The organism is Millionella massiliensis, assembly GCF_900104655.1.
Classification (GTDB): Bacteria; Bacteroidota; Bacteroidia; order Bacteroidales; family Rikenellaceae; genus Rikenella; species Rikenella massiliensis.
Genome location: NZ_FNWD01000002.1, coordinates 905920 through 918430, shown reverse-complemented (window position 1 = coordinate 918430; position 12511 = coordinate 905920). Strand labels below are relative to the sequence as shown.

The following is a 12511-nucleotide window of genomic DNA, read 5'->3' as shown; positions in this document are numbered from 1 at the left end:
TGTATCTATTGTTTTGGGGTTTGTCGGTGTTGGCGGCGGCGTTTGACGCAGCGGATCGTCAGCAGGACGATCGCTCCGATCAGGAACAGCCACCAGATGCGGAGCAATAGCAGAATGACCACTTGCAGACCACGGAAGCCGGCTGTCAGCGAATCACCGGCCTCGGACCAGAAACCTGGTTTGTAGGCGCGAATGTCTTCCTGATTGGGGAGTACTTCGTGGCGGGTCTGCTCGCGTTGGTAGATTTCGAGCGTAATGGTGCTGAAACGGATCCGGTCGTTCAGTCGGAGCTGTTGCAGACGGGCTCGGTCGGCCTCTGCTGCATGGTTGATGAGCGGGGTGACGGAGGAGTCTTTGCGGGCCTGTCGCTGCAGGTCGGGTTCGTATTTCCGGTAACGGTCGCCTGTGAGGCGCTGCTCCAGCAGGTCGATCGTGGCGTCCTTGGCTTGTACGCGCCGGTAGTCTGGAAAGTCAATGTGACGGGCCAGGGCGTGCAGAGTGGTGTCCAACTGTTCGGCGGGCACGCGCAGGGTCATGGTGCAGGAGAGTTCGTAGGTCGTGGTTTCGACCAGCGAATCGGCACTGATGGGGACCGTCTGGCGCGAAAGAACTGTGTTGTTCAGGTCGCTGCTCTCAACAAAGCCGCCCTGTTGACGAATGGTGGTTTCGATGGACCGGATGCTCTGTTGCAGATCTTTGACGCGGAATCTGAACTCGGCCGTGCGGATGAAGCGTCGGGAGGTGTCGAGCGTAGGGGTGGGCATGTCGAACAGGGCCCACGGGTCGCTCCCTTCGGTCGCAATGGCTTCTGCCTCCGTTTCAGCTTCGTAAACAGTGGCATCGTCGGAGGATTGGCTGCCTCCGCTGCGGGAGGTGCATCCGCACAGCGCGATGCCAAGCAGCGACAGCAGGGCGAGTCGGTGGAACTGAGTCGGTCGCATCGGATGGGGTTTTTATTGGTTGTCGTGGGTTTTGGCTTCCTGCCAGAGCGCTTCGAGTTGGTCGAGGCTGAGCTCTTGCAGCGGAATGCCTTGTTTGATGGTCTGCTGCTCCATGTAGCTGAACCGTTGGATGAATTTGCGGTTGGTCCGCTCCAGAGCCAGGTCGGGGTTCACGCCGTAGAGCCGTGCGGCGTTCACGACGGAGAAGAGCAGGTCGCCGAATTCGGCTTCGAGGCGGTCGGCATCCTTGCTGTCGATCTCGGCCTGCACTTCGGCGGTCTCTTCGGCTACTTTCTCCCATACGGCGCTTCGCTCGGGCCAGTCGAAACCGACGGTCGATACCTTCTGCTGAATGCGGCAGGCTTTGGGCAGGGCGGGCATCCCGCGGGGAACGCCCGAAAGGATGGTTTTGTTGCCGTCTTTCTCTTTCTGCTTGAGCATCTCCCAGTTTTGCAGCACTTCGCCGGCGTTCTTGACGGTGGTGGCGTCGTAAACGTGCGGGTGGCGGTAGATGAGTTTCTCGCACAGGGCGGTGGCTACGTCGCCGATGTCGAACTGCCCCTCTTCCTGGGCGATCTTCGAGTAAAAGACGATGTGCAGCAGCAGATCGCCCAATTCTTTCTTTATATATAAGGGGTCGCCGGCTACGATGGCATCCATCAGTTCAAAGCACTCTTCGATGGTGGCGTTGCGCAGCGATAGCATGGTTTGTTCGCGGTCCCAGGGGCACTTCTCGCGGAGCTCGTCCATGACGTCGAGCAGGCGGCCGAATGCGGCCAGTTTCTCTTCTTTCGTGTTCATTGGCGTAAATGTGGGCTCATATGACGGATCTGTCGCGGGTGTGGTGTGCGGTTGCTCCGTCTCGTCTATGCAAATTTAACCGCTTTGGTCGATATATGGCACGGTGCGGGTGAAACTAAAAGCATTTGTGGCTTTATTTTGTGTGTTCAGAATTTTGGGATTGATGGGGTTTGTGGGGGTGTTGCGTGGCAGGAACGTATGAAAGCAGGTTGTCTCTATATAGTGGAGCGAGGTGTTGTGTGGGGCCTGGAGTTGACTTTGTGTGAGAAGCGAATGACTCCGATAGGTTGAGTAAAATAGAATGGCTTCCCGTTGCAGTATATAAATTAAATATATGTTTGGCGTTTGGCGGGGATTGCTTCAGAAATGTAGTGTGGAGGGAGCTTGTGTGGTATACTTGGCGGTGGAGTGGGGTGGTTTCTCCCTTTTTTAGGGTTTAATGTAGTTGGGTGGTGTGGTATGGAAGTGGTGCGGATTTAGGTGAATTTTGGGCTGTGGCGGAGGTATGGGCTAAAAAAAGTGAAAATTTTTTCGGGATATAAGTGATTGAATGAATGTAAGATATGAGGGCGGATTGAATTTTCGTGAAAAAATAGTTTCGAAAAAATTTGCAGAAGTAAAAATTGTGCCTACCTTTGCATCCGCAATCACGAAACAACGACGCTCTTTCAGAAATGGCCGCAAGGCGACGATGAAAAAAAGTCAAAAAAAAGTTTGGTGGTTTTGAAATTTTGAATTATCTTTGCACTCCGTTTTGAGGGCATTTCGGCAGAGTCGGGATGACAGGAGAGACGGAAGAACGATAAGATAAGTTCTTTGAAGTATTGCAGTGTAGTACAAGTTTTCTTTCGAAGTTCAGCGATGAACGACGAAAGGCGAACAAAGCTTAGTCAATTTTTTTTTGTAAGTTAGTGAGATAAGAGCTAAGGATACGACTTGGAAACAAGTCAAACAAATTTTCATTTTACTATGGAGAGTTTGATCCTGGCTCAGGATGAACGCTAGCGGCAGGCCTAACACATGCAAGTCGAGGGGCAGCGAGACAAAAGCTTGCTTTTGTTGTCGGCGACCGGCGCACGGGTGCGTAACGCGTATGCAACTTGCCTCATACTGGAGGATAACTCGGAGAAATCCGGACTAATACTCCATATGCTTATCGGAGGCATCTTTGATAAGTGAAAGATTTATCGGTATGAGATAGACATGCGTGACATTAGCTAGTTGGTGAGGTAATGGCTCACCAAGGCAACGATGTCTAGGGGTTCTGAGAGGAAGGTCCCCCACACTGGTACTGAGACACGGACCAGACTCCTACGGGAGGCAGCAGTGAGGAATATTGGTCAATGGGCGAGAGCCTGAACCAGCCATGCCGCGTGCAGGATGACGGTTCTATGAATTGTAAACTGCTTTTGTACGGGAATAACGGTTCCTACGTGTAGGGATGTGCATGTACCGTACGAATAAGGATCGGCTAACTCCGTGCCAGCAGCCGCGGTAATACGGAGGATTCGAGCGTTATCCGGATTTATTGGGTTTAAAGGGTGCGTAGGCGGTTCGGTAAGTTAGAGGTGAAAGGTCAGGGCTTAACCCTGGGACTGCCTCTGATACTGTCGGACTGGAGAGCAGATGCAGCAGGCGGAATGAGTAGTGTAGCGGTGAAATGCTTAGATATTACTCAGAACACCGATTGCGAAGGCAGCTTGCTAATCTGTATCTGACGCTGATGCACGAAAGCGTGGGGAGCGAACAGGATTAGATACCCTGGTAGTCCACGCAGTAAACGATGATAACTCGTTGTCGGCGATAGACAGTCGGTGACCAAGCGAAAGCGATAAGTTATCCACCTGGGGAGTACGACCGCAAGGTTGAAACTCAAAGGAATTGACGGGGGCCCGCACAAGCGGAGGAACATGTGGTTTAATTCGATGATACGCGAGGAACCTTACCCGGGCTTGAAAGTTAGTGACCGACCCTGAAAGGGGTCTTTCCTTCGGGACACGAAACTAGGTGCTGCATGGTTGTCGTCAGCTCGTGCCGTGAGGTGTCGGGTTAAGTCCCATAACGAGCGCAACCCCTGTTCATAGTTACCAGCATGTAGTGATGGGGACTCTATGAAGACTGCCGGTGTAAACCGCGAGGAAGGTGGGGATGACGTCAAATCAGCACGGCCCTTACGTCCGGGGCGACACACGTGTTACAATGGCCGGTACAGAGGGCAGCGACATAGTGATATGGAGCGAATCTCGGAAAGCCGGTCTCAGTTCGGATTGCAGGCTGCAACTCGCCTGCATGAAGTTGGATTCGCTAGTAATCGCGCATCAGCCATGGCGCGGTGAATACGTTCCCGGGCCTTGTACACACCGCCCGTCAAGCCATGGAAGCCGGGGGTGCCTGAAGTACGTGACCGCAAGGAGCGTCCTAGGGCAAAACTGGTAACTAGGGCNTAAGTCGTAACAAGGTAGCCGTACCGGAAGGTGCGGCTGGAACACCTCCTTTCTGGAGCCTTGTCTCACAGACAAAAAAACACTGCAATACTTTTTTGTTGAATTGATTCGGAAGCAATTCCGACGTAATAGTCTCGGCAACGAGACACCCAACAAAGTTCATTGACACGGATTAAGAACGAGTAAGAGAAACGACCTTGCTCATTGAGAGATGAGCGAGGAAGAGAATAAACTAGTTCGATATCGCGAGATATCGGATGCCATGCTTGAGCATGGTAGCAAAGAAAGTATGCAAGGGCGTACGGGGGATGCCTAGGCTTATGGAGGCGACGAAGGACGTGTTAAGCTGCGATAAGCGCCGGGGATCTGCAAAAAAGAATTGATCCGGCGATTTCCGAATGGGGAAACCTGTCAGGCTGAAGGCCTGTCACTCACAGCAATGTGAGAGCCAACCCGCTGAACTGAAACATCTAAGTAGGCGGAGGAAAAGAAAGAAAACTCGATTCCCTTAGTAGCGGCGAGCGAAGAGGGAATAGCCTAAACCATTCATGTTACGGCATGGATGGGGTTGTAGGACCACAAACGATCATGACAACGAACTGGAATCAACTGGAAAGTTGAGCCATAGCGGGTGAAAGCCCCTTACAGGTAAGTTAGTTATGTGACAGTGGTATCCTGAGTAGGGCGGGACACGTGAAATCCTGTCTGAATCTGCGGGGACCACCCCGCAAGGCTAAATACTCCCATAAGACCGATAGTGGACCAGTACCGTGAGGGAAAGGTGAAAAGTACCCCGAACAGGGGGGTGAAAAAGAACCTGAAACCGTACGCCTACAACCTGTCGGAGCCCCTACGTGGGGTGACGGCGTGCCTTTTGCATAATGAGCCTACGAGTTACTCATCACCGGCAAGGTTAAGAGCCAAGAGGCTCGAAGCCGAAGCGAAAGCGAGTCTGAACAGGGCGCCAAAGTCGGTGGTGGTAGACGCGAAACCTTGCGATCTACCCTTGGCCAGAATGAAGGTGAGGTAGAACTCACTGGAGGTTCGAACCGGTAAACGTTGAAAAGTTTTCGGATGAGCTGAGGGTAGGGGTGAAAGGCTAATCAAGCTGGGAAATAGCTCGTACTCCCCGAAATGCCTTTAGGGGCAGCGTTGACGGAGTATACTGGAGGTAGAGCTACTGATTGGATGCGGGGGCTTCACCGCCTACCAAATCCTGACAAACTCCGAATGCCAGATATATGATCGTCAGCAGTGAGCCGCCGGGTGCTAATGTCCGGTGACAAAAGAGGAACAACTCAGACCAACAGCTAAGGCCCCCAAACATACGCTAAGTTGAACGAACGATGTGCGACTGCAGCGACAGCTAGGATGTTAGCTTGGAAGCAGCTATTCATTTAAAGAGTGCGTAACAGCTCACTAGTCGAGCGGTTGTGCGTGGATAATAAACGGGCATCAAGCGTATTGCCGAAGCTTTGGACTCCTTCGGGAGTGGTAGGGGAGCATTCCATCGACGTCGAAGCGGTATCGTAAGGTATCGTGGAGTTTATGGAAAAGCAAATGTAGGCATAAGTAACGATAAGGCAGGCGAGAAACCTGCCCACCGCAAGACCAAGGTTTCCTGATCAACGTTAATCGGATCAGGGTTAGTCGGGACCTAAGGGCCAGCCGAAAGGCGATGCTCGATGGACAATCGGTTAATATTCCGATACCCGCTTAATTGGCGATGGAGAGACGAAGGAGCGTAAGATCCGCCTACTGACGGAATAGTAGGTTAAAGGTCGTAGGTAAAGAGTGAGGTTAACAGCTTCACTTTGCTGAAAGCCGACAGTACAGAGACCCTTCGGGGAATTTGATAGTGATCCCAAGCAGGCTTCCGAGAAAATCTTCTAAGCTTAACAGTTAAGCGGCCCGTACCGTAAACCGACACAGGTGGTCGAGGAGAGTATCCTCAGGTGCTCGAGTGAGTCACGGTTAAGGAACTAGGCAAAATGACCCCGTAACTTCGGGAGAAGGGGTCCTCACAGCGATGTGAGGCGCAGCGAAAAGGTCCAGGCGACTGTTTAACAAAAACACAGGGCTATGCAAATTCGAAAGACGACGTATATGGCCTGACACCTGCCCGGTGCCGGAAGGTTAAGAGGGGATGTCATTCGCAAGAAGAAGCATTGAATCGAAGCCCCGGTAAACGGCGGCCGTAACTATAACGGTCCTAAGGTAGCGAAATTCCTTGTCGGGTAAGTTCCGACCTGCACGAATGGTGTAACGATCTGGACACTGTCTCAACCGTGAGCTCGGTGAAATTGTAGTCCCGGTGAAGATGCCGGGTACCCGCAACGGGACGGAAAGACCCCGTGAACCTTTACTGCAGCTTAACGCTGGATTTGGGTACAAGATGTGTAGGATAGGCAGGAGACTATGAATGGGCGTCGCCAGGCGTTCAGGAGTCGCCGTTGAAATACTGCCCTTTTTGTGCTCGGATCCTAACCCTTATGGGGACACCGTTTGGTGGGTAGTTTGACTGGGGTGGTCGCCTCCAAAAGCGTAACGGAGGCTTCCCAAGGTACCCTCAATACGGATGGTAATCGTATGTAGAGTGCAATGGCACAAGGGTGCTTGACTGCGAGACCGACGGGTCGAACAGGTGCGAAAGCAGGGCATAGTGATCCGGTGGTTCCGAGTGGAAGGGCCATCGCTCAAAGGATAAAAGGTACTCCGGGGATAACAGGCTGATCGCTCCCAAGAGCTCATATCGACGGAGCGGTTTGGCACCTCGATGTCGGCTCGTCACATCCTGGGGCTGGAGAAGGTCCCAAGGGTTCGGCTGTTCGCCGATTAAAGTGGCACGCGAGCTGGGTTCAGAACGTCGTGAGACAGTTCGGTCCCTATCTGTTGCGGGCGTAGGAGATTTGAGGGGTTCTGACTTTAGTACGAGAGGACCGAGTTGGACTGACCTCTGGTTTACCGGTTATGCCGCCAGGTGTATCGCCGGGTATCCATGTCGGGACGGGATAAGCGCTGAAAGCATCTAAGCGCGAAGCCCACCCCAAGATTAGATCTCCCTTGAGGGTCGTAGAAGATGACTACGTTGATAGGCTACAGGTGTAAAGGCAGTGATGTCAAAGCCGAGTAGTACTAATCGCCCGAAAGACCTTTCTTTGCATCGGATCTCTTACTGGTTCTTAAGACTGTGTTAACATATGAATCAGCGATGGTTCATAATGATACAGGACTAGCAATAGTCACTACCTTTCAGGTGGCAATAGCGGTAGGGCTCCACCTCTTCCCATTCCGAACAGAGAAGTTAAACCTGCCCGCGCCGATGGTACTGCATATTTATGTGGGAGAGTAGGTCGCCGCCTCCTTCAAGGGGTTCATCATCTCGATGAACCCCTTTTTTGTTTTACTTATCCTCAGGTAAGAAGGCATAAGTATGTGCAGATATTAGTTACTTATTCTAAAGATAGTTTAATAATGAAAGAGGGAAGTGGGCGTACCCCACTTCCCTCTTTGTCGTTTAATATGTGGTCAGTTTTCTCCAACTATGACAACTGCCAGCGGGACATTTCCCTGTAAGTGGAATTTGAAGTGAAGGAATTGTATTCAGTATTTGTGGCATTGCCACATCATTGATATATATTGTGTTGTGGTGCTGCTCCTATAGCGATCGTGTAGTAGTCGTAAGAAACATTGTTTGTACCCTTTGCCTCAATGGTTATTGATGTTGGTGGAGGAATAATGTTTATAGCGCAGTCGTTTTAGGGTGAAATTTTCCCGTTACGGGAGGAGAGATGGAGACTGTGCAAGGTATATCTTTGTACAGGCTTCTTTGCAGAAGTTATGATGCTGGGTTTTGACGCAACAAAGATGATGGGACCAATATTTACGGATATATCAGCCAATTGTCATTTAATCAGAGGTGTTGTTGAAACGTCGCTGGGAAATATGCAGGCACTTGTCTCGGAAAAGGGAGTAGTCATGTGCGACTTTGTGGACCGCTCTGAAATTGCGCGAGAGATGAGTGGATTGATGCGGTTGTTGCCCGGTTGTCGCGTGGTCGACGGAGAACATGCGTATCTCGATCGGTTGCGTGCTGAGCTTGAGGAGTATTTTGATGGCAGAAGAAAAGAATTTCAGATACCGCTGCATTTAGTGGGGACCCCCTTTCAGATTCGTGTGTGGCAGGCGTTGTTACAAATTCCCTACGGTACGACCATTACGTATGCTCAGCAGGCCCGAATGATCGGTAATCCGGCTGCAGTACGTGCCGTGGCAGCGGCAAACGGACGGAATCGGCTCCCTATTTTGGTGCCGTGTCACCGCGTGATCGGTGCCGACGGCAGTCTCACCGGCTATAGTGGCGGCGTGGGGCGAAAAGCCGAACTATTGCGGCTCGAACATCGTTTTATGCTGTAAATTTCGAGCGGAAATATAGTATATTTGCATACCAGACGGCACCCCTTCGGGAGTGCGGAATGTATCGACTACCCAAACCCGCTGCATGAAAGAATTTTTCGCCAGTTATCCTCTATATCAGATTGTTATTTTCCTACTGCTGATCGTAAGCGCGCTGACGCAATTGATTTATTGGATGCGCTATACCTGTGTGGCAACCCATCGGCACAGTTGGCGCGAACGGGAAGGGGCCTCCGTGCAGCCCGTGTCCGTAATTGTCGTCGTGGCCGACGATCCTGACTATGTTGCAGAGCATCTGCCCAAACTGCTGACACAGAACCATCCCAAATATGAAGTCGTTGTGGTGGATGACGGCAGCGAGACCGACCTGACTGACGAGTTGCTCGCCATGCAGGCACGTTATCCGCATCTGCGCTTCACCACGATTAAGGCTGACCCGGTCTTTCGCCACAGTAAAAAACTGGCTCTGACGGTCGGAATCAAGGCGGCCAAGTACGAAAATCTGATTTTTACCGATTCCGATGCCATCCCCACTTCGGACAAGTGGCTCTCGATCATGGCTCACGGCTTCAATGGCGGGCAGCTGGTGATCGGCTACACGGGAGTTGAACGAAAACCCGGACTGGCCAATCGGCTGATCCGGAGCCAGCGGCTGACCAGCGCGATCCGTTACCTCAATGCCGCCGTTCGTGGTAATGTCTATCGCGGTATCTACAACAACATCGGTTACACGAAGCAACTTTTCTTTGGAAACAAGGGGTACACGCACCTGCGGATGACGCTGGGCGAGGATGACCTCTTTGTACAGAAGGTGGCTCCCGTTTGTGCACGCCGGACCAGCGTCATTCTGAACCCGGCAGCCACGGTCCGCCAATTCCAGTGGGGCGGCTTGAAGGAGTGGCATGCCGAGCAACGTTACAGAACGGCCGCTTTTGACCTCTATCCGCGCCGCGTGCGCTTCAGCGTTTTCGGCGAATTGCTCTCACGGTCACTGCTGACGATCTGCGCTGTATGGCTGATTGTGCTGTTGCCGCCGGTATTCTGGATCGTGGCCGTCACGCTCTTCGTACTGCGCGAGTTGGTCATGATCCTCTCCGTGCGTATGATTGCCCGCAGGGTCGGCGAACGAGGCCTGTTATGGGCCTACCTTCTGTACGACCTGTATGCACCCGTTGCCGAACTTTTCCTTTGGATTAGCCGTAAGCTCAGACCCAGCCAGCGCCTATGGATATAATGCCCGACAACCGGACCGATCAGCAACTGATCGAACAGACCCTGGCCGGTAATACCATCTGTTACGAGACCCTTTTCGATCGTTATCGGAGGCAGCTCTACGCCGCGATCCTCAGCAAGTGCGGCGACGAGCAGGATGCCGGGGATATTATTCAGGAGACCTACGTAAAGGCTTATTTCAACCTGCCCCGTTACAATGCCGAGTTTACATTCGGACAGTGGATTTATACCATTGCCCGCAACCTGTTCATCGATTACACACGGCGGAAACGGTCGGCCGGAACCACCGTGTCGATCGACAACCGGAACGGTTGCGAGATCAATCCTCCGTGCGACATGCCCAACCCCGAGGAGCGGATTATCTCCAGTCAGCGGAGCCGGTTGCTCGACAGCCTGATGGGGGAGCTTCCGCCGCGGTATCGCACCATGATCGAACTGCGTTTTGTGGGCGAATACTCTTACGAAGAGATTGCCGAGAAGCTGGCCATGCCGATCGGAACGGTAAAAACGCAGATCCACCGTGCGCGGGAAAAGTTGTGCGCCCTTATTACGGCTCGAAAATTGCTCTGAATGTGCGTGGCCAGGGGGTGGCAATTGGGAGTTTTTAAGGATAGAAACCGATTGACCCAGGGCGGTTTTTGTCAACTGAAAAGAAAAATAGAGTTGAAGTGTGAGGTTGCCGTATTCACTGATTGTTGTTAATCCATAAACTTTTTATACGATGCTCATCGACCGTTATTTCCCGAACCTGACACCGCGACAGCGAGAGCAGTTTGTGGCGATGCCCGATCTTTACAAAGAGTGGAACGCCAAAATCAATGTTATTTCCCGCAAGGATATCGAGCAGGTGGAGGAGCATCACATTTTGCATTCGTTGGCCATTGCCAAAACAGACCTGATCGCAGCGGGTGAAAGTGTGCTGGATGTTGGGTGCGGGGGAGGTTTCCCGGGCATTCCGTTGGCGGTCTATTATCCCGACGTGCAGTTTACGCTGGTGGACAGTATCGGGAAAAAGATCAAGGTGGTGCGTGAGGTGGCTTCGGCGCTGGGGCTGACGAACGTTCGGGCCGAGCATTGCCGGGTCGAACAGTTGGACGGTGGTAAGAGCCGTTTCGATTGGGTGGTCAGCCGCGCGGTGACCGATCTGAAGACTTTTGTGGGATGGACCTGGGGACGAACGACGTACGGAATCCTTTATCTGAAGGGGGGCGATCTGGAGGCTGAAATTGCCGAAGCCGGACGCCATACGGAGCAACTGCCTGTCTCGACCTGGTTCGACGGAGAGTTTTTTGAGACAAAAAAGGTGCTGGTGTTGCCGAAGAAATAGGTGGGTGAACTGTGTGGGGGCATCGGTAGAACCTTGTATGGGTATGGCCTTTTATTGCCGTATTACATGATTATTCGGCAATACCATTATTCGCGGTAATATTCCTCTGTCGGAGTGCCCGAAGGCACCGCTCGCCCGGCGTGAGGGCAGTTCCGTACTGTTCTCGATGTGCTGCATTCAGTAGCCCGCGAAACGCGATAAAGAGAGAAACGAACGATTCGTCCAATGGCGGAATCGTTCGTTTCTCTTTGAGCGGGCTTTATTTCGTGTGAATGCAACCGTTCTCCGACTGCCCTTCGCGGGCGGCGTCCGCGTGCTCGCGGCGGAGCGTGCGATGCTTCGCATCGCTTGTATCGTTAGAAACTCTTCATTCGGAGTGCTTGCGGCGGAATAGTGAGACTATTTTGATGAACGGGGAATTTTACAACTCCTTTCGTTACAGCTCTTTTCGGTAGGTGTAGTAGGCATCGGCCTGCTGGTCGGGCATCACTTCGATATCGTTGATGTTGATGTGAGGGGGCAGGGTGACGATCCATTCGATGACGCGAGCAATGTCGTCACCTGTCAACGGTGTAACGCCGCGATATACGGAGTCGGCACGGTCACGGTCGCCATGGAAACGAACGGTCGAAAATTCGGTATTGACCATGCCGGGGCGAATCTGGTTCACGCGGATACCCTGCTTCAGCAGGTCGATACGCATCCCTTGCGAGAGAGCGTTCACGGCATGTTTCGAGGCGCAATAGACCGCGCCGTTTTCGTAGGTTTGCCGTCCTGCGATCGATCCGATGTTGACAATGTGGCTGCCTGCGTGCATCAGCGGAACGACGTGCCGGGTGATGTAGAGCAACCCCTTGACGTTGGTGTCGATCATGCGGTCCCAGTCGTCGGGGTCGCCTTCGTCGATATGTTCGAGGCCAGCCGCCAGACCGGCGTTGTTGACCAGCAGATCAATCCTGTGCCATGCTTCGGGCAGGTGGTTGATCGCTTCTTCGACCGCGGCACGATCGCGCACGTCGAACGTCAGGGCGAGAATCTCAGCGCCGCATTCGGCTTCGATGGAGCGTTTGACGCTCTCCAGACGGTGGCTGCGGCGACCGGTCAGGATCAGCCGGTAGCCCAGGGCGCCGAGCCGGCGGGCGGTGGCTTCGCCGATGCCGGAGGTGGCTCCTGTGATCAGGGCGGTTTTGGGGGTATTCATGGCGTGAAGTGGTGTTTGTGGCGAGGTTGCGCGGTGGCAAATACACGCCGCACTTGTCTTTACTATGGTCTTTGGGGAGCTGCTGCTCCGACAGTTATAGGAAGCGATAATCGACCGCACACAGAACTGGTATGCGGTGTCGATCGTT

The 12511-nt window shown here is 52.9% G+C and carries 7 protein-coding genes and 3 rRNA genes; 7 read left to right on the top strand and 3 right to left on the bottom strand.

Annotated features, from left to right (window positions below; translation table 11 throughout):
* Window positions 1-5 precede the first annotated feature (5 nt).
* Both BQ5379_RS03700 and mazG read right to left on the bottom strand, forming a co-directional pair.
* On the bottom strand, window positions 6-941 hold the full coding sequence (locus BQ5379_RS03700; protein ID WP_071134191.1) for a DUF4349 domain-containing protein: 936 nt from the start codon (window positions 939-941) through the stop codon (window positions 6-8).
* A gap of 12 nt (window positions 942-953) precedes the next feature.
* The gene (mazG, locus tag BQ5379_RS03695; RefSeq protein ID WP_071134190.1) at window positions 954-1742 is read right to left on the bottom strand and encodes a nucleoside triphosphate pyrophosphohydrolase; all 789 of its coding nucleotides are present in this window, start codon (window positions 1740-1742) and stop codon (window positions 954-956) included.
* 966 nt (window positions 1743-2708) lie between these two features.
* On the opposite strand from mazG, the gene BQ5379_RS03690 reads away from it, so the two are divergent.
* From BQ5379_RS03690 to rsmG, 7 genes are all read left to right on the top strand, one after another.
* Window positions 2709-4238 (top strand): 16S ribosomal RNA (locus tag BQ5379_RS03690).
* 229 nt (window positions 4239-4467) lie between these two features.
* Window positions 4468-7346 (top strand): 23S ribosomal RNA (locus tag BQ5379_RS03685).
* Window positions 7347-7438: 92 nt separating this feature from the next.
* Window positions 7439-7551: ribosomal RNA gene (rrf, locus tag BQ5379_RS03680) — 5S ribosomal RNA — on the top strand.
* Together the 16S, 23S and 5S rRNA genes form the textbook arrangement of a ribosomal RNA operon.
* Before the next feature lie 475 nt (window positions 7552-8026).
* On the top strand, window positions 8027-8602 hold the full coding sequence (locus tag BQ5379_RS11390) for a methylated-DNA--[protein]-cysteine S-methyltransferase (protein ID WP_317039296.1): 576 nt from the start codon (window positions 8027-8029) through the stop codon (window positions 8600-8602).
* Between the two features lie 85 nt (window positions 8603-8687).
* On the top strand, window positions 8688-9836 hold the full coding sequence (locus BQ5379_RS03670) for a glycosyltransferase (protein WP_083377563.1): 1149 nt from the start codon (window positions 8688-8690) through the stop codon (window positions 9834-9836).
* Window positions 9827-10405 (top strand): RNA polymerase sigma factor, encoded by a 579-nt coding sequence (locus BQ5379_RS03665; RefSeq protein WP_071134189.1) that lies wholly within the window; start codon window positions 9827-9829, stop codon window positions 10403-10405. The genes BQ5379_RS03670 and BQ5379_RS03665 overlap by 10 nt, the downstream gene beginning before the upstream one ends.
* Before the next feature lie 151 nt (window positions 10406-10556).
* Window positions 10557-11162 carry a 16S rRNA (guanine(527)-N(7))-methyltransferase RsmG gene (gene rsmG / locus BQ5379_RS03660; RefSeq protein WP_071134188.1) on the top strand — a complete coding sequence of 202 codons (606 nt, stop codon included), beginning with the start codon at window positions 10557-10559 and terminating at the stop codon, window positions 11160-11162.
* A 436-nt stretch (window positions 11163-11598) separates the two neighbouring features.
* On the opposite strand, the gene BQ5379_RS03655 is transcribed toward rsmG, so the two are convergent.
* On the bottom strand, window positions 11599-12363 hold the full coding sequence (locus BQ5379_RS03655) for an SDR family NAD(P)-dependent oxidoreductase (protein WP_071134187.1): 765 nt from the start codon (window positions 12361-12363) through the stop codon (window positions 11599-11601).
* Between the last annotated feature and the right edge of the window lie 148 nt (window positions 12364-12511).